Origin of the sequence: Paenibacillus sp. S29 (assembly GCF_049319765.1) — a bacterium.
Lineage (GTDB): Bacteria > Bacillota > Bacilli > Paenibacillales > Paenibacillaceae > Paenibacillus > Paenibacillus polymyxa_B.
The window spans coordinates 419,763-445,782 of the sequence record NZ_JBMOUI010000003.1; the positions used below are offsets into that span (position 1 = coordinate 419,763).

General features: G+C 45.5%; 24 protein-coding genes and 1 other annotated feature. Of the genes, 20 read left to right on the forward strand and 4 right to left on the reverse strand.

What is annotated here, in order from left to right; translation table 11 throughout:
• The first annotated feature begins 57 nt into the window (after positions 1-57).
• From ACL9RM_RS07430 to ACL9RM_RS07500, 15 genes are all read left to right on the forward strand, one after another.
• Entirely contained in the window at positions 58-1,326 is a 1,269-nt protein-coding gene (locus ACL9RM_RS07430) for a competence/damage-inducible protein A (protein ID WP_250261587.1), read from the forward strand.
• A gap of 242 nt (positions 1,327-1,568) precedes the next feature.
• On the forward strand, positions 1,569-2,630 hold the full coding sequence (gene recA, locus ACL9RM_RS07435) for a recombinase RecA (protein WP_023988239.1): 1,062 nt from the start codon (positions 1,569-1,571) through the stop codon (positions 2,628-2,630).
• A gap of 195 nt (positions 2,631-2,825) precedes the next feature.
• Complete coding sequence (locus tag ACL9RM_RS07440) at positions 2,826-3,575, forward strand: regulatory protein RecX (protein WP_250268119.1); 750 nt, start codon at positions 2,826-2,828, stop codon at positions 3,573-3,575.
• A 374-nt stretch (positions 3,576-3,949) separates the two neighbouring features.
• Positions 3,950-5,494 (forward strand): ribonuclease Y, encoded by a 1,545-nt coding sequence (gene rny / locus ACL9RM_RS07445; RefSeq protein WP_013309958.1) that lies wholly within the window; start codon positions 3,950-3,952, stop codon positions 5,492-5,494.
• 76 nt (positions 5,495-5,570) lie between these two features.
• Entirely contained in the window at positions 5,571-6,365 is a 795-nt protein-coding gene (locus tag ACL9RM_RS07450) for a TIGR00282 family metallophosphoesterase (protein ID WP_165176691.1), read from the forward strand.
• Between the two features lie 129 nt (positions 6,366-6,494).
• The gene (locus ACL9RM_RS07455) at positions 6,495-6,755 is read left to right on the forward strand and encodes a stage V sporulation protein S (RefSeq protein ID WP_007430104.1); all 261 of its coding nucleotides are present in this window, start codon (positions 6,495-6,497) and stop codon (positions 6,753-6,755) included.
• Positions 6,756-6,878: 123 nt separating this feature from the next.
• Positions 6,879-7,946 (forward strand): dipeptidase, encoded by a 1,068-nt coding sequence (locus ACL9RM_RS07460; RefSeq protein WP_250268120.1) that lies wholly within the window; start codon positions 6,879-6,881, stop codon positions 7,944-7,946.
• Between the two features lie 183 nt (positions 7,947-8,129).
• Positions 8,130-9,218, forward strand: coding sequence for a low temperature requirement protein A (locus ACL9RM_RS07465; RefSeq protein WP_250268121.1), 1,089 nt, complete (start codon positions 8,130-8,132; stop codon positions 9,216-9,218).
• Positions 9,219-9,361: 143 nt separating this feature from the next.
• Positions 9,362-9,934: a phosphate propanoyltransferase gene (pduL, locus tag ACL9RM_RS07470; RefSeq protein ID WP_013309962.1), complete on the forward strand. Its 573-nt coding sequence runs from the start codon at positions 9,362-9,364 to the stop codon at positions 9,932-9,934.
• A gap of 297 nt (positions 9,935-10,231) precedes the next feature.
• Positions 10,232-11,785: a tRNA (N6-isopentenyl adenosine(37)-C2)-methylthiotransferase MiaB gene (gene miaB / locus ACL9RM_RS07475; protein ID WP_013309963.1), complete on the forward strand. Its 1,554-nt coding sequence runs from the start codon at positions 10,232-10,234 to the stop codon at positions 11,783-11,785.
• Between the two features lie 81 nt (positions 11,786-11,866).
• Positions 11,867-12,319: a RicAFT regulatory complex protein RicA family protein gene (locus ACL9RM_RS07480; protein ID WP_023988245.1), complete on the forward strand. Its 453-nt coding sequence runs from the start codon at positions 11,867-11,869 to the stop codon at positions 12,317-12,319.
• A 121-nt stretch (positions 12,320-12,440) separates the two neighbouring features.
• Complete coding sequence (locus tag ACL9RM_RS07485) at positions 12,441-12,863, forward strand: PaaI family thioesterase (RefSeq protein WP_069291745.1); 423 nt, start codon at positions 12,441-12,443, stop codon at positions 12,861-12,863.
• Between the two features lie 65 nt (positions 12,864-12,928).
• On the forward strand, positions 12,929-13,717 hold the full coding sequence (locus ACL9RM_RS07490; protein WP_155765278.1) for an NUDIX domain-containing protein: 789 nt from the start codon (positions 12,929-12,931) through the stop codon (positions 13,715-13,717).
• 67 nt (positions 13,718-13,784) lie between these two features.
• Positions 13,785-14,351 carry a cysteine hydrolase family protein gene (locus tag ACL9RM_RS07495; protein WP_103047837.1) on the forward strand — a complete coding sequence of 189 codons (567 nt, stop codon included), beginning with the start codon at positions 13,785-13,787 and terminating at the stop codon, positions 14,349-14,351.
• Positions 14,352-14,474: 123 nt separating this feature from the next.
• Complete coding sequence (locus ACL9RM_RS07500; RefSeq protein WP_023988249.1) at positions 14,475-15,938, forward strand: nicotinate phosphoribosyltransferase; 1,464 nt, start codon at positions 14,475-14,477, stop codon at positions 15,936-15,938.
• Between the two features lie 66 nt (positions 15,939-16,004).
• Here ACL9RM_RS07500 and ACL9RM_RS07505 read toward each other — a convergent pair whose 3' ends face one another.
• Positions 16,005-16,520: a MogA/MoaB family molybdenum cofactor biosynthesis protein gene (locus ACL9RM_RS07505; protein ID WP_039273566.1), complete on the reverse strand. Its 516-nt coding sequence runs from the start codon at positions 16,518-16,520 to the stop codon at positions 16,005-16,007.
• Between the two features lie 262 nt (positions 16,521-16,782).
• Here ACL9RM_RS07505 and ACL9RM_RS07510 point away from each other — a divergent pair, with 262 nt between their 5' ends.
• The 3 genes from ACL9RM_RS07510 to ACL9RM_RS07520 all read left to right on the forward strand — a co-directional run bounded on the left by ACL9RM_RS07510 (position 16,783) and on the right by ACL9RM_RS07520 (position 20,468).
• Positions 16,783-17,112 carry a four-helix bundle copper-binding protein gene (locus tag ACL9RM_RS07510; protein ID WP_023988251.1) on the forward strand — a complete coding sequence of 110 codons (330 nt, stop codon included), beginning with the start codon at positions 16,783-16,785 and terminating at the stop codon, positions 17,110-17,112.
• 77 nt (positions 17,113-17,189) lie between these two features.
• Positions 17,190-17,448, forward strand: a binding site (T-box leader).
• 59 nt (positions 17,449-17,507) lie between these two features.
• Entirely contained in the window at positions 17,508-19,238 is a 1,731-nt protein-coding gene (argS, locus tag ACL9RM_RS07515; protein WP_061829414.1) for an arginine--tRNA ligase, read from the forward strand.
• A gap of 261 nt (positions 19,239-19,499) precedes the next feature.
• A complete protein-coding gene (locus tag ACL9RM_RS07520) occupies positions 19,500-20,468 on the forward strand; it encodes an S-layer homology domain-containing protein (RefSeq protein ID WP_061829413.1) in 969 nt (322 codons plus the stop codon).
• A gap of 123 nt (positions 20,469-20,591) precedes the next feature.
• Here the strand turns inward: ACL9RM_RS07520 and ACL9RM_RS07525 are convergent, their stop codons facing one another.
• Positions 20,592-22,676 carry an ABC transporter ATP-binding protein gene (locus ACL9RM_RS07525; protein ID WP_250268123.1) on the reverse strand — a complete coding sequence of 695 codons (2,085 nt, stop codon included), beginning with the start codon at positions 22,674-22,676 and terminating at the stop codon, positions 20,592-20,594.
• On the reverse strand, positions 22,676-24,433 hold the full coding sequence (locus tag ACL9RM_RS07530) for an ABC transporter ATP-binding protein (RefSeq protein ID WP_250268124.1): 1,758 nt from the start codon (positions 24,431-24,433) through the stop codon (positions 22,676-22,678). The genes ACL9RM_RS07525 and ACL9RM_RS07530 overlap by 1 nt, the downstream gene beginning before the upstream one ends.
• 50 nt (positions 24,434-24,483) lie before the next feature.
• Here ACL9RM_RS07530 and ACL9RM_RS07535 point away from each other — a divergent pair, with 50 nt between their 5' ends.
• Complete coding sequence (locus ACL9RM_RS07535; protein WP_231109418.1) at positions 24,484-24,684, forward strand: hypothetical protein; 201 nt, start codon at positions 24,484-24,486, stop codon at positions 24,682-24,684.
• A gap of 335 nt (positions 24,685-25,019) precedes the next feature.
• Positions 25,020-25,322 carry a HesB/YadR/YfhF family protein gene (locus ACL9RM_RS07540; protein ID WP_061829410.1) on the forward strand — a complete coding sequence of 101 codons (303 nt, stop codon included), beginning with the start codon at positions 25,020-25,022 and terminating at the stop codon, positions 25,320-25,322.
• Between the two features lie 133 nt (positions 25,323-25,455).
• On the opposite strand, the gene ACL9RM_RS07545 is transcribed toward ACL9RM_RS07540, so the two are convergent.
• The gene (locus ACL9RM_RS07545) at positions 25,456-25,968 is read right to left on the reverse strand and encodes an ADP-heptose synthase (RefSeq protein ID WP_250268125.1); all 513 of its coding nucleotides are present in this window, start codon (positions 25,966-25,968) and stop codon (positions 25,456-25,458) included.
• Positions 25,969-26,020: the final 52 nt, after the last annotated feature.

The following is a 26,020-nucleotide window of genomic DNA, read 5'->3' on the forward strand; positions in this document are numbered from 1 at the left end:
TTATTGCTGTTTCTTTATATAATTCCCATCATATTCGCAGTACAGGAGGAAGAATTGATGAAAGCTGAAATAATTGCAGTAGGAACAGAGTTATTACTCGGACAAATAGTGAATACAAATGCTCAATATTTGTCACAAGAGCTGGCTACAATTGGAATCGATGTATATTTTCAGACTGTGGTTGGCGATAACATAGATCGGCTTCAGGAAGCGATAAGAATTGCTCAGAAGCGTGCGGATATTATTTTGTTTTCCGGCGGTCTGGGGCCGACTCAGGATGATTTGACGAAAGAGGCGATAGCGGCTGTATTGGGGCGGAAATTGCACATAGATCGTCTTGCAATGGACAAGCTAGATCAATTTTTCCGTAACCGTGGGGTAGAAATGACCGAGAATAACCGCCGGCAGGCGCTTTCTATTGAAGGTGCTACTCCACTTGAAAATGAGACAGGGCTAGCTGTGGGCGACGCGATTGCACAGGACGGTAAATTTTATGTAGTTTTGCCTGGACCGCCTAAGGAACTCAAACCCATGTTTGCAAACCATGCGAAACCTTGGTTGCTTCAGCAGGCATTGAGCGGTGAGGAAATGCCAATTTATTCGAAAATGCTAAAATTTGCAGGGATCGGTGAGTCAGCTCTTGAAACCCATTTGTTAGATCTGATCCAATCCCAGACAGATCCTACGATTGCTCCTTATGCCAAGGAAGGGGAAGTCACGATCCGTATATCCACCAAGGCGGCCAGCGAAAGTGAAGCATTAATTAAGCTGACAGCTACGGAAGTAGAAATTCAGCAGCGTCTTTCGGAGTATATGTATGCAAGCGAGGATGTTGCGCTGGAGAAGGTTATCGTAGATCTAATGGCCAAACGCGAACTCACTGTGAGTGCGGCAGAAAGCTGTACAGGTGGAATGCTGATGGAACAGATTACTTCTATACCTGGCAGTGCTGCTATGTTTCAAGGTGGCATCGTGTGCTATTCCAATGAAATGAAGATGAAGTTACTCAACGTGCCTTATGATTATTTGGAAGGGGACCATGCGCCAGGCGCAGTGAGTAAGGAAGTAGCCCTTGTGCTTGCAGAGCAGGCGAGAATGATCATGGATAGCGATTTTGGACTTTCAGTTACTGGTGTAGCTGGGCCTGGGTATTCCGAACGGAAGCCAGTCGGTCTAGTGTATATTGGCATTGCTGAACGCGACAAGGAAACGGAAGTACATGAACTGAGACTGAGTGGCAACCGTGAAACAATCCGACTGCGATCAGTCAAAGCAATCCTGTACAGATTGTGGCGCAGGCTGGTAGAGAACGAGAAACTCTCTTAAACATCTATGTACAGTGTGACTCGTAGAGTTGTTTTAGATAGATATTCATGGTATAATCATCTTATCGGAAGAACCGTTGCAAAGCCTTTTGCCAGCGGTTCTTTTTTTGTTTTAAGAGACAGGTGTAATTATAGAAGAGAGTTGTGCGAATAAAAAAAACGAATGTATGTTCGAAAAAATGCTTGGCAAGCGTGTCAAAACAAGGTATTATTAAAGTACAAACAATGAAGGATGTGAGTTTATTGTCAGATCGTCGTGCTGCGCTGGATATGGCGCTCCGTCAAATAGAAAAGCAATTTGGTAAAGGTTCCATTATGAAGTTGGGTGAGTCTACCCACATGCAAGTGGAAACGATCCCCAGTGGTTCGATTGCTTTGGATATTGCGTTAGGAACGGGCGGCTTTCCAAGAGGCCGGGTTATTGAAATATACGGACCGGAATCATCCGGTAAAACGACAGTAGCTCTTCACGCTATCGCAGAGGTGCAAAAAACAGGCGGACAAGCCGCCTTTATCGACGCCGAGCATGCGCTTGATCCGTCGTATGCAAGCAAGCTGGGTGTCAATATTGATGAGTTGTTACTATCGCAACCAGATACAGGAGAGCAGGCGCTTGAGATTGCCGAAGCCCTTGTACGTAGTGGAGCAGTAGACATTGTAGTTGTTGACTCCGTAGCGGCACTTGTGCCCAAGGCAGAGATTGAAGGCGAAATGGGAGATTCCCACGTTGGTCTTCAAGCACGTTTGATGTCTCAGGCATTGCGTAAGCTTTCTGGAGCTATTAATAAGTCGAAAACCATTGCTATTTTTATTAACCAGCTACGTGAAAAAGTAGGTGTTATGTTCGGTAACCCTGAAACAACACCAGGTGGACGTGCCTTGAAGTTTTACTCTACGGTACGTTTGGATGTTCGTCGTATTGAAAGTTTGAAAATGGGTAACGACATTGTGGGTAACCGCACACGTATTAAAGTCGTGAAGAACAAAGTTGCCCCTCCTTTCCGTCAGGCTGAGGTGGATATTATGTACGGTGAGGGTATTTCCAAAGAAGGTAGCTTGATCGATATCGGTACGGAGCATGACATTGTCGACAAGAGCGGAGCCTGGTATTCCTACGAAGGTGAGCGCCTTGGTCAGGGACGTGAGAATGCTAAACAATTTTTGAAGGAAAATCCGAATATTGCTAGTACGATCGAACAAAAAATTCGGGTGGCCAGCAATTTGATTACGACGGTTGCTCCGCCTACAGAAGAAGAGTTGGCGCAGCAAGCGAAGGAAGAACAGGAATTGTTGGAGCTTGAATAAAGCTTGGTGAATCTTGGTTTGTGAACTGGGGCCAGGGTTATGGCACCGTCCGTTTGAATAGCATGATTCTGATGCCCTGCACAGTTGTGCAGGGCATTTTTGCATCAACTAAAGTCTGCTTTGTCAGCGGAATCTAACTTTGCGTAGCAGGTGTTCAATGGCTGCTTTCGTGAATTTCAAAGTGAGGGAAATATATTGCAGTTGGACGATGAAGATGAATACACTTCGGAAGCAAATAAGCAACAAGGGATTTCTCTTTTTCCGGATCATGAGGAATTGATGATTACTAGGGTAGAGCAGGGACAGGGACGCAAACGCGGAAGGTATATCATTCATTTTGGTCCGTATTCGCTGTCTGTATTAGAAGATGTAATGATCAAGTACAATATGTTCAAAGGAACGTCATTTGATAAAAAAGAACTGGAAGATATCGTTCTGGCAGATGAAAAGCAACAGGCTTATGTACTTGCGCTTCGCTATTTGGGGCGAAAGCCTCGCACAAGTCAGGAAATTGCCCAACGTTTGTTACAAAAAGAACTGGATCAGTCTGTTATTGACGAAGTAATGGTTCGACTGCAAAGGGAACAACTCGTAGATGATGATTTATACGCCCGCCAATGGGCAAGGCAGCGCATAACTAGCCAACGTAAGGGGAAGATGTGGGTTAGGCAAGAACTTCGTCAGAAGGGCATCTCTAAAGCCTCTATTGGCGAAGCGTTAGGTGAGATCACCGATAATGAGGAGTGGGAGAGCGCTTTGACGGTCGGACGTAAGAAATGGAATCAGGTACGTGGTGATATAATGGAGAAAAAAAGGAAAACCTACCCTTTTCTCATGAGACGTGGATATTCGGGGGATATGACACGCCGAGTGGTCAATCATCTCACTGCGGCCGAGCATGACGTTGCTTCAGATGACGAGGAATTGTTGCAGTGGGAGGAATAGTTGCCAAACGGTTGCTGAACCTTTGACTAGTATGAACGGATAGGATGAGCTAGTTATTACAGGGAAAGCTGCATGGTAGTCTACTAATGTTTGCATTCCCTTGACAATGCCATTTGTCAAATAATAAAATATATATGAAACGATACTTGTGGAACGCCCTTTTTCCTTCCAAAAAAGCGGAATCCACGGGTGAGTTCTCATCGCCAAATAACAAGTGATGCCGCTATGCCAGGCGGAATTGTACATGTGAAAGCATGTGCATATGAAATGAAACGACCTTGTGTCGTTGTCTTAGTTTGACGATCAAAGTAAATGTGACAATTGCAAAAAGTCCCAAGGAATGCCTTGGAGGAACCAACGGGGAGGTGAACAGTATGATGACTGCGATCTGGTTCGTTCTCGTTGCTGTAGCCGCGTTATTCTTTGGGTTCGGGATTGGTTATTTTATTCGCAAATCTATTGCAGAAGCTAAGATCTCCAGTGCGGAAGAAGCTGCCGCGCAAATCGTGGAGAACGCGAAAAAAGAGGCAGAAGCGCTGAAGAAGGAAACGGTATTGGAAGCGAAAGATGAAATCCACCGCATTCGTGCCGAAGCTGAAAAAGAAACTCGTGAACGTCGCAATGAAATTCAACGACAGGAACGAAGATTGCTGCAAAAAGAAGAATCGCTGGATAAAAAATTGGAATCGCTGGAACGCAAAGAAGAACAAGTGGCCAACAAAGAGAAACGAATCGATGAAACCCAGCAGCAAATTGATTTGATTTACAAGAGTCAGGTAACTGAGTTGGAACGTATTTCCAATCTGACGATGGAGGATGCAAGAAGTATTATTCTGACCAACGTAGAACAGGAAGTTCGTCATGAAACAGCTCAGATGATTAAAGAAATTGAACAGCAGGCCAAAGAAGAAGCGGACAAAAAGTCACGTGAAATCATCACACTGGCCATCCAACGCTGTGCGGCAGATCATGTAGCAGAAACGACGGTTTCTGTTGTCACATTGCCGAACGAAGAAATGAAAGGCCGGATTATCGGGCGCGAAGGCCGTAATATCCGTGCACTTGAAACCCTTACAGGAATCGACCTCATTATTGATGATACGCCGGAAGCTGTTATTTTGTCCGGATTTGATCCGATTCGTAGAGAGATTGCGCGTACTGCGCTTGAAAAGCTCGTAGCGGACGGACGGATACATCCGGCTCGTATTGAAGAGATGGTGGAAAAATCCCGTAAAGAGGTGGACGAACGAATCCGTGAGTATGGTGAGCAGGCCACCTTTGAGGTGGGCGTGCATAGCTTGCATCCGGATTTGATCAAGATCCTGGGACGTCTCAAGTTCCGTACGAGTTACGGACAGAACGTATTGAAGCACTCGATGGAAGTTGCATACTTGACAGGTCTGATGGCCGGGGAACTGGGCGAAGACGTTGTACTGGCAAGACGGGCAGGATTGCTGCATGACATCGGGAAGGCGCTGGATCACGAAGTGGAAGGATCGCACGTTGAAATTGGCGTGGAACTGGCGAAGAAGTACAAGGAACACCCGGTCGTCATCAACAGCATTGCTTCACATCACGGCGACTGCGAAGCGACTTCAGTGATCGCCATGCTGGTTGGGGCGGCAGATGCCCTGTCAGCAGCAAGACCGGGAGCGCGGCGTGAAACGCTAGAGACGTACATCCGTCGTCTTGAGAAGCTGGAACGCATCTCCGAATCTTTTGAAGGCGTTGAAAAATCATACGCGATTCAAGCCGGACGCGAAGTTCGTGTCATGGTACAGCCAGAGAAAATTGATGATGCGGAAGCATTCCGACTGGCCCGCGATATTACGAAAACGATTGAGAATGAACTGGACTATCCGGGACATATCAAGGTTACCGTCATACGCGAGACCCGTGCGGTAGAATACGCAAAATAAAAGCATTTCAATGAAAAGTGGCCGCTGCTTGTAGGGCCACTTTTCATTATGTAAGGCAGACTAGGGAGGGCTTTCTATCAACGTATTATTTATTGGAGACATCGTCGGCAGTGTAGGCAGAAAGGCATTGAGGGAGAATCTCCCTTCGCTAAAATCAAAATACAACCCGCATGTTATTATCGTGAACGGAGAAAATGCGGCTTCGGGAAGAGGAATTACCCCAGCCATCGCCAGAGAATTTTTTGATTGGGGCGTTCATGGGATTACGATGGGAAATCATACTTGGGACAATAAGGAAATATTTGATTTTATAGATGATGAGCCACGGATCATCCGCCCGGCTAACTTTCCACCAGGAACACCAGGCCGGGGGTATACCGTTGTAAAAGGTGGAGGTAAAGAGCTGGCTATTGTTAATCTGCAAGGTAGAACCTTTTTGCCAGCTATTGACTGTCCATTCCGTGCAGCAGATGAAATTGTCGATGAACTACGGAAAAAACATAAGCATATCCTAGTTGATTTTCACGCCGAAGCAACCTCGGAAAAAATCGCTATGGGTTGGCATTTGGATGGACGTGCTTCAATCGTGGTAGGTACGCACACACATGTACAGAGTAATGACGATACGATTTTGCCACAAGGAACTGCGTATCAGACAGATGCGGGAATGGTAGGTCCTTATGAGGGAGTGCTTGGGATGCAGAAAGAGGCTGTGTTACAGAAATTCCAGACCCAGCTTCCGGTACGTTTTCAAGTGGACATGGGCAAGTGGCACTTTCATGCCATCAGCGTAGAACTGAATGATAATGATGGAAAAGCCCGCAAAATTCAAAAAATCAGACTTAAAGAAGATGAATGGCGGATGGATTAACTTTTTTGTGAGCTACTTAAGGAAAGAATAAGGAAAACTGTCACCAAAAAGCAGGAATTATTTGCTGACCCTCGAATAACATCTAATAGTGGAATCAAACCATCATCATTCCCAGGGGAGGTACTTACTATGGATGTATTAAAAGTATCAGCAAAATCCAATCCCAATTCAGTTGCAGGCGCACTCGCAGGAGTACTGCGTGAACGCGGAAATGCAGAATTACAGGCGATTGGAGCGGGTGCACTAAACCAAGCCATTAAAGCGGTAGCCATTGCCCGGGGATTTGTCGCACCAAGCGGAGTGGATTTGATTTGCATTCCTGCTTTTACAGACATTGTTATTGATGGAGAAGATCGGACTGCGATCAAATTGATTGTAGAACCAAGATAATAAATGTAAGTTGCCTGAGCCTGTTTACGATTTGTAAACGGGCTTTTTTGCATTGTGAGTCTGTTACTATGATTTTTTGAAATAAATTTGTAGTGCTTCAATCTATAAATGGAGGTAAGATTCATGAATGATAAGCTAAAAGTGAATTGGCCTGTTGTTGACTTTCATTGTGATGTGTTATGTAAAATGCAGCTCGATGTGCAGATCGATTTCAGTCATCCATCGCTTGATGTCACAAAAGAACGTTTGCTAGAAGGTAACGTGCGGTTGCAAACGTTTGCTATATATATTTCACAGGTATTGGGCATGCCAAGATTTGAGCATGTGGTTCGTCAGATTGAGCTGTTCAGGCAGCATGTTACCTCTATCTCAGGTGGGTTGAGACCATTGCTGTGGAAGGAAGACTTGGCAATGTGTAAAAATACGTCCGCAGTGCATCAGATGGAGCAAGTAAAACAGGTAGGAGAAGAGAAGCGCACGGAAAAGTTAACGTATGTGGATGGTAAGGGGACGGATCATACATGGGCACCTTGGGCTTTGCTCTCACTGGAGGGGGTAGATGCGCTGGAAGGGAACCCGTTTTATGCAGAATTGTGCTATGCCATGGGAATACGATTGATTGGGCTGACATGGAATTATGCGAACTGGGCGGCTGATGGCATTATGGAACATAGAGGAGGCGGGCTGACTAGCAAGGGGCGTGATTTGGTCAATCGCTGTAATGACCTGGGACTGCTGCTAGATGTGTCGCATTTGTCCGTACAGGGCTTCTGGGAGGTGTTGGAGGAGGCTGCTCTACCACCCATCGCCTCGCATTCGAATGCCTTTGCGAGATGTGCTCATCCTCGTAATCTACGGGATGAACAGATTCGTGCACTGATCGCTCGTAACGGACGGATTGGTTTGACCTTCGTCACGATGTTTCTCAAAGAGCAGGGTACGGTAACCGCTGAGGATCTGCTACCGCACATTGAGCATATTTGTTCATTAGGCGGGGAAAGGCATTTGATGTTTGGCTCTGATTTTGACGGTATCGAGCACCATGTGCAAGGGCTGGAGCACTCGGGTAAATATCCGGTTTTTGCAGAACTGCTGCTGAAGCATTACCCTGAGGAGCTAGTCAAGGGATGGCTGGGAGGACATGCGCTGGAATACCTGCAAACGAATTTGCCTTCCAAAATGTCTTCTTAAATAGCTATTTACTAGGAGTTATTATTGGCTGCGAATACCTTGACAAAGTGAGAACGATTACGAAATAATTGGAGCATCTTAGAATTTCATGGTGCTAAAATAAGCATAAATACGGCAGACGTTGGAGCAAGACTGACGGGACACCATGCTGCACCGCCATATCAGAGGGGGCTCCATTACACAATGTTAATAAAGAAGGTTACTTGGCTTGAGCTCTTTTATGACTTATTGTTCGTAGCTGCTGTCTCTAAGGCCACTCATGTTTTACTACATGTTGAGCATGGTAGTATTTCGTGGGAACATATGGAAAAGTTTATTATGATTTTTATCCCAATATGGTGGGCTTGGGTGGGGCAAACGGTCTACAACAATCGTTTTGGGCAAGACAGTATAACGCATCGAATCTTTATGATCCTGCAATTGTTTTTCGTGTTAATCATGACCGCCAGCCTTAATATAGATTTTGATGCGTATTATGTATCTTTTTTTGTTGGCTATATTGGGTTAAGAGGTTTGACTGTCGTTCAATATTTACTTTCGGCACCCAAAGAAACGGCTCATAAACAGGAAACAGCTCGTTTTTTTGGTACCTATTTTTGGATTGGAATAGTCATCTCTAGTTTCTCCCTCTTCTTTGATTCTTGGGTTCGATATTTGATTTTATATACCGGTATAGCTATTGATATCCTCGTTCCTTTGATTGGCCGTAAAAAGTTGGTGATCACACCAATCCATACGGAGCATCTTTTAGAACGCTTTGCACAGTTCACGTTAATTCTGCTTGGCGAATCTGTGATAAGTATGCTTTCTGTTTTACAATCCGATCATTTTACGGTTTCTTCTGTTGTATTTGCTGCTTTGGCTTTTGTATTAGTCATCGCAATCTGGTGGCAATATTTTGAGAATATGGAGAAGCGCGTAGATAAATCAAAACAATCAGCAGGCCAGACTATTATTTATGGTCATTTGTTTATTTATCTTTCCCTTAGCATGCTAGCTGCTTCGATTCAGCTCTTGTTTTTGGGACAAGTAGACTATATCTTTGTGCTTTGCTTTACCTTTGCTTCTGTTTTTATTTACTTTTTGTCGGCTTTGCTGGTATTTCATCAGTACAGATTAAGTCATCTTAAACCTCGTCTCACAGTCATTTTTTTCTTGACTGGAATACTCTGTGTCCTGTTTATCCTTAATATATTTATTGTCGTTCCCCCTCATCTCATCGTAGCTGAAATCATGCTTTTCTTTCTCCTGTTCGCTAAAACGACGGTTTGATCCGACTTTATAGGGAGGATATTTAACGCTGATTGGGGCGAAAAAGGGAACTTTATGCGCTCTCCTTTTCTTTCTTGGCAAAATAGGAGTATAATAGCATGGATGTGTAAAGTATTGTATAGAGAAAAAGGAGTGACCACACGATGAGTAAAATCGTACCTGTCGGCGTTTCCGCCCGTCATATTCACCTGACTCAAGAGCATATTGAAATTTTGTTCGGAGCAGGCTATCAATTAACTGAATTTAAACCTTTGTCCCAACCAGGACAATTTGCCGCAAATGAAACGGTAGCTGTAATTGGTTCTAAGGGCCAATTTGATAAGGTTCGTATTTTGGGACCTGCTCGTCCCGCTTCCCAATTGGAAATCTCTCGCACTGATTCCTTTGCTATTGGTGTAAAAGCACCTGTACGCGAATCTGGTAGCATTGATGGTACACCAGGAATCACGGTAAAAGGACCAGCTGGTGAAGTGGAACTGCAAGAAGGCGTGATTGTAGCAGCCCGCCATATTCATTTCCATACATCTGATGCAGCTAAATGGGACATTAAGGACAAGCAGTTGCTGAAAGTACGTGTCGGCGGCGAACGTGGCCTTGTATTTGAAAATGTTCTTGCACGTGTGTCCGATTCATTTGCTTTGGATATGCACATTGATACAGATGAAGCGAACGGAGCCGGTGTGAAAAACGGTGACAACGCTGAAATCGTAGACTAATATACACGTATTTAAATGCCGGAAGGCTTAAAGAGTCCGATTCTTGCAAAAGAATCGGGCTTTTTACATACTATATAATTTATAAATACTTCACTTATGTACAAAAAGAACATGAGTTCACATTGACTTCATGGTATCTGCGGCTGATCTATGGCGATGGCCTATAAATCATGCTATAATTTAGTGTAATGCCTTTTTTAAAGGTTTTTTAGAACTTAAATAAATTTACCCATGCCTAAAGATACAGTAAATCACAAATTAGCTCGTGAAATAGATGGTGTAAGGAGTGACTAAGGAATGGAAAAGAAAACAAAAGATTACTCCAAATATTTTGATTTCTCGGATGCGAAGATTATTTCTGAAGATGAGCATAGCAAAAAGATCCGCATTCGCGGACGTGAAATCAACATTATGGCGGAGCCGAACCATAGAAAAGAAAAGCAACGCGGTAAAGAGGACGTACAAGTATTGTATGATAACGCAGTCCCGGATGAGCTCAAGCATATCGGTGAGGGAAAGCATTATATCGTATACACATTTGGTTGCCAAATGAACGAGCATGATTCCGAAACCATAAAGGGCTTGCTGGAGCAAATGGGCTACCAGGCAACCGAGGATCGGAAGGAAGCGGACATCATTTTACTGAACACTTGTGCTATCCGTGAAAATGCGGAGGATAAAGTGTTTGGCGAGCTGGGTCACCTCAAGCATCTCAAAACAGAAAAGCCAGGACTGCTGCTTGGTGTGTGTGGTTGCATGTCACAAGAAGAGAATGTCGTTAACCGGATTATGCAAAAACACGGTTTTGTCGATATGATTTTTGGTACCCATAATATTCATCGTCTGCCTCAGCTCGTCAAGGAAGCACTCTTTAGCAAAGAAATGGTGGTCGAAGTGTGGTCTAAGGAAGGCGACATTATCGAAAACTTGCCGAAGAAGCGTGAGGGTATGCGGGCTTGGGTGAACATTATGTACGGTTGTGATAAATTTTGCACCTATTGCATTGTTCCCTTTACACGTGGTAAGGAAAGAAGCCGTCGTCCAGAGGATGTAATCGCTGAGGTGCGGGATTTGGCACGTCAAGGCTTTAAAGAAATTACCTTACTGGGGCAGAATGTTAACGCTTATGGCAAGGATTTGAAAGATTTGAATTACAGATTCGGGGATCTGATGGATGATATGCGCAAAATCAATATCCCGCGTGTACGTTTTACGACATCACATCCACGTGATTTTGATGACCATTTGGTTGAAGTGCTCGGTAAGGGTGGCAATTTGGTGGAGCATATCCATCTGCCTGTTCAATCCGGTAATACGGATATATTGAAGAAAATGAACCGAAAATATACCCGTGAGCGTGTTCTGGAACTGGCCGCGAAGATTAAAGCAGCTGTTCCGCATGTTTCTCTGACAACAGATATCATCGTAGGTTTCCCTGGTGAAACAGACGAGCAGTTTGAAGATACTCTATCTCTGGTACGCGAGGTCGGCTATGACTTTGCCTACACATTTATTTATTCACCACGTGAAGGTACGCCAGCTGCTTCGATGGAAGATAATGTGCCTATGTCGGTCAAAAAAGAGCGTCTCCGGCGTCTGAACATTGCTGTGAACCAAAACAGCCTTCGCTTTAATAGTCGATTGCGTGGCGAAGTGGTTGAAGTGCTGGTGGAAGGCGAGAGCAAAAATGACAGCAAAGTGCTTGCCGGTCGGACCCGTTCCAATAAGCTTGTACATTTTGAGGGTTCTAAGGACCTGATCGGTTCCTTTGTTCAAGTGAAAATTACGGAACCTATGACCTTTTACATCAAAGGTGATCTGGTTGAAACGGCCGTAGCAGTTAACGGATAAAAGAATTTCTAACGGGTTGCATGCGGTCTGAGTAAAGGGCTGTGTGCAAGGCCGTCTAAGTGAGAAAAGGAGCGATGGGCAATGACAGAGGAGCGGTTGCAACAAACAGAACTTCAATCGGCGGCGCGCCAGCATGATCATTTGGTCAATCGCGAAATGATATTGGCAAAAGCCAAAGAATTGGCAGGTATTTTGGGTAGCAGTGAGGAAGTGCAGGTATTCCGGAAAGCAGAAGAAAAGATTCAGGATCATGGGCGCATCCAGCAACTGATTGCAACGATGAAAAAGAAGCAAAAGGAAATTGTAGCATTTGAATCCTTGAAGAATCAAAAAATGATTGCCAAAATAGAGGCCGAGCTACAGGAGCTACAGGAAGAGCTTGACGGTATTCCAATTGTCACGGAGTTTCAGCAGAGTCAGGTGGAAATTAATGAACTACTGCAAATGGTAATCATGGCGATCCGTGATACCGTTGCTGAGAAGGTGAACGTAGAAGAGGGGAAAAGCACTTCTTCGTCGAATTGCAGTGATTAGAATGAAATCTATGGTGTGGAGGCGTAGCTTCCACGCCTTTTTTTCGAAAGCAATTTACTATCGTATGTGTCTATAAGACATCAAGAGAAATGGGACAACATCGAAGGGATGGAAGCAAGGAATGGATAAGTTGGGTAAGATGCTAGAGGGAGAAAATAATACTTTTTGGGAGTATTTAGGGTGTGAGCTGATTGCAGCTGATGCAAACGAGGTACAGATCGCTTTGGAGGCCAAACAAGAGCATACCAATGTGATGGGTATTGTCCATGGGGGTGTACTTACTTCATTGATGGATCAGGCGATGGGGATGGTTAGTATGGCTTCACGAAATATGGATCCATGTGTAACGACGAACCTGAATGTTCATTTCTTGTCAGCCATGAAGCAAGGACGACTGGAGGTTAGGGCGCGAATTCTTCATCAAGGAGGTCGCACTATAACCACTGAGGCGGAAGTAAGAGATAGTGAAGGCACACTCGGTTCTACATCTACAGCAACCTTCCGAGTATTACGTACACAAGCAAGTGATTCAGGCAAGGCCTGACACTTGACAAAAATTTTTATTATGTCATAATGAATTTATCAAAACGATATAATATGGTGATGCCAATGGATAGCAAGCGTATAAACGAAGAGGCGCAAAAGGCGTCGTACAACATTAAGAAATACCGTACCCCGGATGGAGCTCCAGCGGATATCGTTATGTTTACCTTAACGAAGCGGGAGCGCAAGACGGTAACAAAGACATTGCCTATTCGAGAGCTGAAAGTGATGCTCATCAAGCGCCGCAGTTGGCCGTTTGCAGGACGCTGGGCTTTGCCTGGAGGGTTTTGTCAGGAAGATGAATCTATGTATGGTGCTGCCAAGCGGGAGCTGTTAGAGGAGACGGGTGTGGACGGCGGGCATCTGGAGTATTTGGGTGTATATAGTGGACCGGGACGTGATCCGCGCGGGTGGATCATATCACATGCATTTTTTGCGCTGGTAGAAGAATGGATGTTGGAACAGCGTCAGGCGGCCGATGATGCTTCCGAGGTCGGGTTATTCACGATCCGCGAAGCGTTGGAGGAATTGGAGCTGGCATTCGATCACCGGGATATCATAGTAGATGCTTATCGCAAAATTCAGTTGCAGATGCTTCAGACGACGATCGCCAAGCAGTTTTTACCGCTACATTTTACACTGGGTGAATTATATCAGGTGATTCAGAGTGTCGTACCGGATTTCGAAGAGCCAAACTTTATTCGCAAAATAACATCGACTCGTAGCAGGCAGGGAATACTGGAAGAGGTGCGTGATGAGAACGGCAAACCGCTCAGTTCCAACCAGTATTCACAAAGACCTGCACAGTTGTACCGTTTTAGTGACAGAGTACCGCGTTTATCTATCTACACGTAACGTCTAATGTAATAGGTTACGCATAGAACGTACAATTTCACTTTGAGGATAAGGAGCTGACCGTACGATGCAGGCACTAATTGTTATTGATTACACGAAAGATTTTGTGGACGGTAGTTTGCCTGTAGGACAACCTGCGATTGAGTTGGATGAACGGATCGCAGCAATTACGCAGGCATACGTGGATCAAGGGGACTTTGTTGTCATGGCTGTGGATTTGCATGAGGAGAACGACCTTTATCACCCGGAGAGCAAGCTGTTTCCTCCACATAATATACGTGGAACCAACGGACGACATTTGTATGGCAAGCTTCGTAGCCTCTATGAGCAACAAAGTGATCTTATCTACTGGTTGGATAAAACACGGTATAGTGCTTTTGCGGGCACAGATCTGGAGCTCAGGCTGCGTGAACGTGGTATTCTGGAAGTTCATCTGATTGGTGTGTGTACAGATATATGTGTGCTGCATACGGCTGTAGATGCTTATAACAAAGGTTTTGCTATTACTGTATACAAGGACGCTGTGGCGAGCTTTAATCAAGCTGGACATGATTGGGCTTTGGGTCATTTTGAAGGAAGTCTTGGAGCCGCGGTACGGTCGGCTGAGGATACGGTTTTACGCCAGAAGAAGTAAAATAACTTAACGATTGTGCACCAATGTCCGATAACAAAATGGAGCCGGATATTGCTGAATCTGGGCAGATGAGGCGGTACGCTGCCACCACAAACCTGGGGACAGTCAGAGAGGATGATTACGATGCAGTCAACGAGCCTCGCATTACATACAGATAAATATCAGATTAATATGATGTACGCCCATTGGGTGAACGGAAGTCATCAGCGTAAAGCTGTGTTCGAGGCGTATTTCCGTAAACTCCCTTTTGGTAATGGATACGCCGTGTTCGCTGGTCTGGAACGCATTGTGAATTATATTGCAAATTTGCGGTTTACAGAAGAGGACATTCGCTACCTGTCTGAACAGGAGGAGAAATACGATCCCATGTTCATGGAGGCGCTTCGCCAGTTTAAGTTTGGTGGAACGGTCCATTCGATGAAAGAAGGAGCACTTGTTTTTCCAAACGAGCCTTTGGTACGTGTTGAAGGAACGATTATGGAAACGCAGCTTGTCGAGACGGCATTGCTTAATTTTATGAACTATCAGACGCTCATTGCGACAAAGGCGTCGCGCATCAAGCAGGTGGCAAGTGACGATACACTGCTCGAATTTGGGACACGGCGTGCGCAGGAAGCAGATGCGGCGATTTGGGGAGCACGGGCAGCTTATGTGGCAGGTTTTGACGCGACTTCTAATATGCTGGCAGGCGAGCATTTTGGAATCCCGACGAAGGGGACACATGCCCATTCATGGGTGCAGACCTTTATGACGGAGCAGGAGGCGTTTGACGTGTATGCGAAGGTTTTACCGGACCAGGTTACACTGTTGGTAGACACCTTTGACACGCTGGAAAGCGGTGTTCCTCATGCGATTCGGACAGCAAAAATGCTGGAGAGTCAGGGCAAGCGTATGAATGCAATCCGTCTGGATAGCGGTGACTTGGCTTATCTATCCATTCAGGCGCGGGAAATGCTCGATGCTGAAGGCTTAGATTACGTACAAATTGTAGCTTCCAATGATTTGGATGAAAATACGATTTTTAACCTGAAAGCCCAAGGGGCACGTATTGATGTATGGGGTGTAGGAACACAGCTTATTACGGCTTCAGATCAACCTTCGCTTGGCGGGGTGTACAAGCTGGTTGAGCGTGAAGTGGATGGCGAAATGTTGCCGACGATTAAGATCTCGGGTAACCCAGAAAAAGTATCCACACCAGGCAAGAAGGATGTATATCGCATTGTGGATAAGAAGAAAGGGAGAGCTGTAGCCGATTATATTTCTTTCCCGGATGAAGAGCGTCCGCGTAATGGTAAGCGCCTGAAGCTGTTTAACCCTTTACATCCGTATATGAAGAAGTATGTAGAAAATTATGAAGCCGTGCCAATGCTTGAGCCTATTTTTATAAATGGACAGAAGGTATATGAGCTTCCTGAGCTGGATGAAATTCGTGCCTACCATACTTCACAGTTGAAATTGTTTTGGCCAGAATATTTGCGGAAGCTGAACCCTGAAATTTATCGTGTAAATCTGAGCGAGAAGGTATGGGAGCTGAAGCAAAAGCTGATCGACAGCTATATGCAGCCCGAAGTTGAAGAAAAAGAATAGTTGGAAGAGGCACCTCATGAATGTATGGGGTGCCTTTTTGTGTCGCGGCATGTAGGAAATAGGAGCTTATTTATAAATTTCTCTCATCACATGTCGTAGCTCAGGGACAATAATGCGTTCCATTGCCAAACGAACGGCTCCGCGTGAGCCAGGCATAGAAAATACAGCTGTCCGACCCACAGTACCAGCTACAGCCCGGCTTAATATAGCTGCTGAACCAATGTCCTCAGCAAAGCTTAAATAACGGAAGATTTCCCCAAAGCCAGGTAGTTCCTTATCCAGTAGAGAGGAGACGGCTTCATATGTAGTATCACGTGGAGAAATACCGGTACCGCCTGTCAAAAGTACAGCCTCGATGTCATTCTGTGCCGCTGCTTCAGATACTAACTGCTGAATACCTTCGTAGTCATCCTTGACGATGACATATCGAACAACCTTATATCCATTGGTTTCTAGTAGATCCATGAGCAGTTGTCCCCCGGTATCTGTTTCCACGGTACGTGTGTCCGAGACAGTCACGACCATGCAATTAACCTGTTGCGGGGATTCCTGTCGATGCTCCTCTACGGAAGACATATTCATTAAAATGTTCACTCCTTGATCGATGGTTAGACATACACTTTTTACAATAGAGCAATGACTGAGTGTATGCAAGTCAGAAACAGGGGCTAAAAATCCATGTGATTAATATCCTTGCACTTACATACTGGAATATAGTACACTTCCTTACATAAGTCGGGATTGTTTTGTTTTTATTTTATTGTAAGCGCGCACATCAAATGATTAAACTCAAGGATCAGCGGGTAATAGTACAGCAGGGTCAACAACTGGGAGGTAATGTAATATGAATCATTCATACCAACAATGCGTGGATGCTTGCCTGGAATGTATGAACGCTTGCAATGTATGTTACGTAGCGAGTTTGAAGGAATATGATTTAGCTATGCTGCGTGAATGTATTCGAGTGAGTAGGGAATGTGCAGAAATATGCGGATTTGCTGCTCAAATGCTGCAGCGCGGAACGGATTTTGCCGAGCAAATCTGTGAGCTGTGCGCCAAGGCCTGTGAGGTATGTGCTGCTGAATGCAGCAAGCATTCCCATGATCATTGCAAACATTGTGCAGAAGCCTGCCGTCGTTGCGTTCAGGCATGCCGCCAATTGGTGGCAGTGTAATTACATATATGGAACTAGTGCCTGAAGAGGAAATAAAAGATTGCTTTCTACTGAATAGGTTTGTATAATAATTGGAATTAACGTCATGGAACGGGAGAGTAGCAGCGGAGCCGTATCATTACAGCGAGCCGGAAGAGGTGGAAGCCGGTATGAGGTCCGATGTGAAGCGCACCCGGGAGACGGTTGATCCAACGAGCAGAATTTCTAGTAGATCAGCCCGGCAGACACCGTTATTAGTCATTGGAGTGAAATCGCGATTTGTGTAAGTTATCTTTAGCTGCACAACCGATTTACGAAGAGTGGTACCGCGGGGATATTGAAGTTCTCGTCTCTTGAATTATTTCAAGAGGCGGGAGCTTTTTTTGTTAGATTCTATAAAAAGAAGGAGAGAGATCATGTTAGTGAGGATTGCTGCTCAAGCGATATTGGCCCATACGGGCTTGGAGGAAAAAGAAATTTTATCTTTATTCGAGGTGCCTCCGCAGCCTGAATGGGGAGATGTAGCGTTTCCCTGTTTTGTGCTGGCTAAGAAGTTTCGAAAGTCTCCGCAGCACATTGCAATGGAATTAGCGGAGCTAGTGAGCCATGAAGAAGGTTTAACTGCTTCAGCATCGGGTGCCTACGTAAATATAACATTGGATCGATCGGTTCATATTCCGCTTATGCTTGCTGAGTTGAGCAAAGCTGATTTCCTCAGGCCCAATATCGGACACGGACAGCGGGTGGTCATTGATATGTCTTCGCCCAATATTGCCAAACCGTTTGGTATTGGTCATCTTCGCTCTACTGTTATTGGTGCTGCCTTGTATCGCATACTTGGTGAAACCGGATATGTCCCAATTAGTGTGAATCATCTTGGAGATTGGGGAACACAGTTTGGCAAGCAAATTGCGGCCTATAAAAGATGGGGAAATGAGGAGCAGCTACAACATGATCCGATTGGTGAATCGCTGAAACTGTATGTGCGTTTTCATCAGGAGGCCGAGCATGATCCAACTTTGGAAGATGAAGGCCGCGAGTGGTTCCGACGTTTGGAGCATGGGGATGCTGAGGCTCAACAACTATGGGAGTTTTTTGTTGAAGTCAGTCTGGGTGAATTTGATCGTATGTACCAGCGCCTGAACATTACATTTGACCATGTGCTGGGAGAAAGTTTTTACAATGATAAGATGCAGGCAGTTGTTGCTCAATTAAGAGCAAAGGGATTGCTGGAGGAAAGTGATGGCGCGCTCGTAGTTCGTCTGGAAGACGAGGAACTGCCGCCATGTCTTATTCTAAAAAAGGATGGGACTACCATTTATCCGACACGTGATCTGGCAACAGCGATTTATCGTCATGAAGTGATGAAGGCTGATCGGCTTCTGTACGTCGTTGGTGGGGAACAGAAGCTGCATTTCCAGCAGGTGTTTGCGGTGCTGAAACATGCAGGAGAGGCATGGGCGGAGCAGTGTGAGCATGTGCCGTTTGGATTAATGCGGTTTGCGGGTAAGAAAATGTCTACAAGACGTGGAAAAGTTGTCAAACTGGAAGAGGTGCTGGATGAAGCTATAGCCCGTGCTCAAGCCATCATTACTCAGAAGAATCCCGATTTGCAGGAACAACAGGCAGTAGCAGAGGACGTTGGTATTGGGGCGATTATTTTTGGTGACTTAAAAAACAACCGGCTGAATGAAGTGGATTTTTCGTTGGAGGAGGCGCTGACCTTTGAAGGTGAGACCGGGCCTTATGTGCAGTATACTCATGCGCGCATACGCAGCCTTCTGGAGAAAGCTCATGCTCGCGCCGATGTTGATGTTATTACTAATTCTACCGACAACGCCCTTGTCCAAGATAGCCATTCTCGTGATTTGAATGACATATCGGATGAAATGTTTGGTGACGCAGGTTGGGCGCTGCTTAAGCAGTTGGATCGTTATCACGGACAACTGATACGTGCGGCTCGCCAACTGGAGCCTTCGGTTATTGCGAGATTTGCACTGGATACGGCCCAGGCGTTCAACCGTTTTTACGCCAAGGAAAGGATTGTCGATGGTGGACGCTGGCGTATTCAATTGGCGGAACAAACTGCGGATATTCTGGCATGCGCGCTGCAACTTCTTGGTCTGAAAGCACCGAATCGGATGTAAGCAAAGAGAACAAAGGGGAGCGAGGTTTGCCGGCGGGATACTGCTACCCAGATCCGGTTCTTCCAAGGGGATACTGTAAAAGGTAATCTGTTACAGGCACTTTTGGGTATGTATAAAGATTGTGAGCAGAAAAGAGTTAGACGGGTTACACTAATCGCAGGTATTCCACTGTTTTGCAACCAATTTGTGCATATTTGAAACATTTGATGCTTTTATTGCGTCGGTAAGTATAGAAGCAAAGTAAACATGGAGGTGTATCTCATGAAAAAAAATAAAAGCGTGGCAGTTGCCCTGCTTGTCGTCTGCTCATTGGCTGTGGCTACGTCGGCTTCTGCTTTTCGTGATATAAAGGGAGCTGAACAGGAGAAGATCGTAAAGTCACTTCAGGATAAAGGAATTATCCAAGGAATAACCAAGGATAAATTTGCACCGGATCAAACGCTCACCTATGCACAAGGAGTACATTTGGTTGTTCGTGCGATGGATCTTCAGGTAATGCCTGATTTCACAACGGGTTCCTTTGCAAACATTCCGGCTTCCGCATGGTATGCTCAGTCCTATCGGATTGCGGCCCAACACCAAATTCCTTTGTCACCAGATATTGATCCAAGCACCCGTATGACAAGAGAACAATTTGCGAATATTCTGTATAAAGCAGTGAGTGCAACGGGTGAATATCCAACTGTCCGTATGTTAGTTAATGTAGCGGATGGCAAAAAATTAGATCAGGAATCAAACGCAGCAGTTCAATTCCTGCTGTTGACCAAAATTGCAAAATTGGACGAACAGAGCAACTTTAACCCGGATCGTAAAGTAACGCGGATGGAGGCAGCAGAAATGGTCTATAACGCATCCGAATTTGTACAAAGTCATAAAACGGTTGAAGCTACTCCTGAAAATCCGGCTGAGCCTGTAGATCCGGTTCAACAAAATAATATTAGTATGAGCATAGAGAAGACAAATGACCAGCAGAACAAAGTGACAATCACCCGTCTGCAGGCACCTAATCCAGGTTACGGCATTGAAGTGGATCACATCGACTACGTAGATGATACGAATGCAGTAATTTACTACAAGCTGACTAGTCCAAAGCCAGGGGAAATGAATATTCAGGTCATTACGGATACCCACACAAGTACGTTGGTAGACAGCAAGTATAAGGTTACGCTCAAAGCAGTAGATGGAACAGTGTTTCCACCCACAGGAACAGGCACGTCTGTAGCTAAATAAAATTACAAGCCATATGTCCTATATAAAAATAAACCAGCGAGCCTCCAATGTGTAGGAGAGGCTCGCTGGTTTTTTCATGCCAAATGTTCATCGTTAGCCCTAAGCAATTGGGCTATTCAAGCTTTAAATGCTGACTTTGCCAGTAAGCAAGTCATCTTGCGCAGGAGGCGTAGCAGAGATTGAATCTGATTCTGTTGCAACTGTTCCCGACTGGAGCTGATACATTTGGAAGTAACGCCCGCCTTGGGCCATAAGTTCATCATGGCTACCCCGTTCAACAATTTCACCCCGATGCAGCACCAAAATTTGGTCCGCACTGCGAATGGTGGACAAACGGTGAGCAATGATAAAGGTCGTACGTCCCTTCTTGAGCACCTCAAGAGCGGATTGGATGAGCGCTTCCGTTTCGGTGTCAATATTGGCAGTAGCTTCATCCAGAATTAAAATTGCGGGATCAAAGGCTAGTGCACGAGCGAAGGAAATAAGCTGGCGTTGCCCGGCTGATAAGGTGCTGCCTTTTTCAATAACAGGCTCATCGAATCCTTGCGGCAAATGGGCCAGCAATTTGTCGGCTCCAACGTCATGCAGCGCTTTATTCACCTGTTCTCTCGTGATTCGGCTGTCTTCGAGACTGACATTAGAGGCTACCGTACCTGTAAACAAATATGGATCTTGAAGAACAATACCCATATGATGGCGAAGCCATTGCTTAGGGATGTCTTTGACAGACGTTCCGTCAATGGTGATCGTTCCTTTTTGCGGATCATAGAACCGGAATAGCAGGTTGATAATCGAACTTTTGCCTGATCCGGTATGTCCGACAAGGGCAACTGTTTGCCCGGGCTGTGCTGTAAAGGAAATATGTTTAAGTACATCATCCTTTTTGTAGGCAAAGGAAACGTCGTTAAACTCTACCTGGCCTTTGTAGCGCGGCATCGTGCCGTCCGTCACCGGCTCTCCAGTTTCGTCCATCAACTCAAATACGCGTCCTGAGGATACGATGGAAGTATCCAGTACGGCGAGTTGGTTGACCATACCCGTCATAGGTTGGAACAGTCGACCCAGCACATCGACGAAGGCATACAATACGCCTAGTGAAACAGCACTACCTGTAGTTCCGAGCGCCTCAGATCCGAAATACCACAACACGACGGCAAAGGCGAGATTTCTCAACACGTTGACTAAATTGTGCGAAGTGAAAGCGTTCAAATTCAGCATTTTATTCTGATGCTTCATATAGTCATCATTCAGTTCTTCAAACTCTTGCTGCGTTTGTTTCTGGTGGCGGAACACGCGAATAATGGACATCCCTTGAATCGATTCATTGATAATCGCATTAATTTCACTGAGTCTGGACCGAATGATCGTATTATAGCGGGTGGCGACCTTGCGATACAATACAATCCACAAGATCAGTAACGGTACAATAAACAGAGAGATAAGACCCAGTCTGAAGTCCAGCAAAAAGAGTGCAACATATACTCCTGCCATCGTTACAATCCCTGAAGTGAAATTGGAGAGCACAGCCACAAACAAATCTTTGACTGCCTCAGTGTCATTCGTAACACGGGATACGACTTTGCCTGCAGGCAAGTTATCAAAAAAGTAAACTGGCAGCCGCTGGATGTGAGCGTAGAGATCAAGCCGAAGCTTTTGTATGACCTTGTTCGCCGAGGATTGCAGCCAGTATGTTTTGCCGAATTCAGCAAAAATGGAAATAACCAGGAAGAAGCAATACCAGCCAATCAGCTGAAAGATACCGGGCATTTCCGGTTTGTAAAAGCTATACAGTTCATCAGCTGTCAGAGCCTTAGCTTCATAGCGAAAGGTGTCGGAGCCGCGTGTCACAGTCAGCGTTCCGTTCGTAAAGGAGCGGTTACCGTCAGCCACTTGAACCGAGCCATCGACAAATACGAAAGATTTCCCAACTTGTAAAATCCTCGCTTCGCGACCTTTAGTCTCCCCGGACTCAAAGCGATCTTCACGCTTAAAGTGGGTTCCAGCATAGCTTACAGTTCCGTCCACACGAGTCGTTTCATAAAATGGTTTTTCAATAGCGAGCATATGGTCGTCGATCATCGTTTTAGCGATGAAGGGACCAGCCAGCTCGGCGGCTACTCCGATAGCCAAAGCGATGAGAGCGGCGATAAAGCCTGCTTTGCTCGTCAGCGCGTACTGAAATAGCCTTTTGCCGATATTGGGTTTCATTAGGATACCTCCCCTGAGGTCAGATCAGATTCCACTTGTTGCCGTTCATACTGTTGTCGGTACCATCCGTCAGCCTGAAGTAGCTCGCTGTGGGTCCCTTCCTCAATAATGCGTCCTTGCTCCAGCACGACGATCCGGTCTGCATGTTCTACAGCGGAAAGGCGGTGGGTGGAGATCAAGGTTGTTTTACCCGAGCGCTTACGTCGGATATTGTCAATAATCCTTGCTTCCGTCCGGGCATCTACTGCAGATAGTGCATCGTCGAGCAATAGAATATCCGGATCACCGATAAAGGCGCGCGCCAGCGAAACACGCTGCTTCTGGCCGCCGGACAGGGCGATACCTTTTTCTCCGACCAGTGTATCCAGCCCATCAGACAGGGTACCTAAATCCTGGTCGAAGGCAGCAGTACGGATAGCTTCCATAATGTCGTCGTCATCTGCATGAGGTTTTCCGAATTGAATGTTCTCGCGCACCGATTTGGAAAACAAAATTTGCTCTTGCGGCACGTAGCCGATCCAGCTGTGTAGTTGTTCTACTGCAATGTCCTCTAGACGTATGCCGGAGATTAAAATATCACCACTACCCGTCGGATATTCATGTAGTAGCTGTTTGAGCAGCGTGGATTTCCCACTGCCTGTTCTACCGACGACGCCTAGCGTTTCTCCGCGTTTGAGCTCCAGACTCACATGTGACAGATTGTCAATAGTAGAGGTAGGGTAACGGAAGGTAACGTCTTTCATCCTGATGGATTCGAGGCGATCCACTGGAACAGGTTGAGCCGCATCTTGAACATCTGGCTGGACATCGAGAGTTTCATTAACCCGGTCCAAGGAAGCGCTACCGCGCTGCATAATGTTAATCAGCTCTCCAATGGCAAACATCGGCCAAATCATCATTCCTAGATACATGTTAAAGGAGACCAGTTCGCCTAGCGTGATATCGTTATGAAATACCAGATAAATACCATACCCGAGTCCGATGACGTAGCTAAGTCCTACACATAAACGAATTGTTGGTTCAAAGAGGGCATCCATCCGAGCGACAGCCAGATTTTTACGAAATACATCGTCGGTAATATCAGCGAAACGCTTTTCGTCCATTCGTTCTTGCACATAGGCGCGAATGACTCGGATACCTGCCACGGATTCCAACACCTGATCGTTCATATCACCAAATGCATCTTGTGCCAGTGTGTAACGCTCGTGAACGGCTTTACCGTAAATGCTCATAGCCAGTGCGATAAAAGGTAGGGGCAGGATAGCTGCCAGTGTCAACTTCCAACTGATTAGAGTGCCCATGGCAACTAATACCACGCTCAGATAGACCGTAGAGTCTGTCAGTGTCAGCATACCGAAGCCCGCTGTACTTGCTACGGAGCGAAGGTCGTTCGTGGCACGAGCCATCAGATCCCCAGTGCGGTTGCGTTCAAAAAATGGAGGGGTCATTCGCAGCAGATGATTCATAAAACGTGTGCGCAGTAAGCGTTCCATCAGATTGGCACCACCAAATAGCTTGTGCATCCATATGTACGTAATGTAGTAGATGACGGCTAGAATGCCTATGATGTACAAAATATAACGCCAAAGTGAGGACCAGGAAATTGAACCGCGCACAATCTCATCAATGGCACTACCAAGCAGCCGAGGTGGAGCAAGCTCCAGCACACCAACGGCTATCAGCAAAAACAATCCAATGGAGTATCGGCTTCGTTCTCTTTTAAAAAACCAGCTTAAATTTTTAAGTACCGAAAACAAGGGGAATCCCATCCTTTCATGACAAGTTCATTCGAGAGTTGTGTACCATTTTGAAGAAACAACAGCGGCTTGCTACCACAAATATGATCCGGCAACAGGCGCAAAAAAGGCATACCGTCCGCAGACGATATGCCTTAAATCTCAATATCATATGGCGCGCAGGTATTTTCAGCACACTCACCACTGAAAAACTGCTCAAACGCAGGCAGCCACTCGTATTAAACCATACAACGCGAATGGCCCAATTTTGAAGGATGCGACAGGGGGGAGATGCTCCGGTATGAAGTTGTTGTGTTTGTAGATGTGGATAAAATGCAATAGGAAATTTTAGCACCGGTAACACTCCTTTCTTCCTCAAAATGGGTTCATTCTAACATGAGTAATCGTTCAAATTGGTAATAAATTTCAAAATGGATCTCGTATGGTTGAATCTTAACACCCTTATTTGCGAATTGTCAAACCTTTTTCAAAAAAATGTATATGACTTGTCCAAGAAGCTCGCTGGGTTGGGACGGTTGGTGGTCATTCTAAAAGATGCTATGATATAGTTGGCAGACGTCATTGTACAAGGAGATGAGCATAACGTATGAGCATACAGGTAACTGAACCTGCGGCACAGTGGTACATTAAGGAGCTTAGTTTGAATCGTGGAGATTCGATCCGTTTTTTTGTTCGCTATAGCTCTGGCGGTGGGTTGCATCCAGGCTTTTCTCTGGGAATTGCCGTAGAGCCGCCGCAGCACCCCGTATTACAGCATGAAGCGGCTGGCATTACGTTTTATATGGAGGACCAGGATTACTGGTATCTGAAGGGCCATCATCTGGAAGTTAAGTATTTGGAGGAACATGATGACATTATTTACACCTATGTTGAGGATGAACAAGCTTAGTGTTCCACTGTCAATCATAGCGTGCAAATAGTTGTTCTTGGACATGAAAAGCGGCGGAGTATCGTGTTACAGGAGATAAGCCTGTACATGATGCTCCGCCGCTTTTTTGTGGTCAAGGCGGGTATGTCGTATGTCAAGGGTTGTTAAGTATCGGGCCATCGAGTGCAAAATCAAAATCATCAATGTCGTACACATGTACAGGTACGGAAGCTTCGATAATACGGTGGATCCAGTCCAATTGATCCGTCAGAATGGGTAATGATTCACGCTGAGCTGTCAACACCAGTTCAGTCTCAATTGGATCAAAATATTCTCCGTAATGCGCTGTATCAACAGCATTAATGATGATGAGTGATGTATTGACATCGAATAGAATAGGCAAGCTCTTGGCCCAAGGCATCTGAAGGGCACGCCGAATTTTTTTCTGATTCAACGGTTCCTCAAAATAACTGATCAGCTCGCTTACCTTCCGCTTCACATGTTGATCGTCCATAGGATTATCCATGAGCGGCTCTGTGCTATCCTGAAATTCGTATAGCTCTAGCAGTGATGTGTAAGGCACTATATATTCCACAGGGGCGGGAGATGTAAGTAGTTGGCCGTATATAGCCACCATTACAGCTTCCGTTACAAATTGTCGAGACATCGGTCAAGCCTCCTGCATTTACCAAATTATGCGATATGAGTATACCACAAAG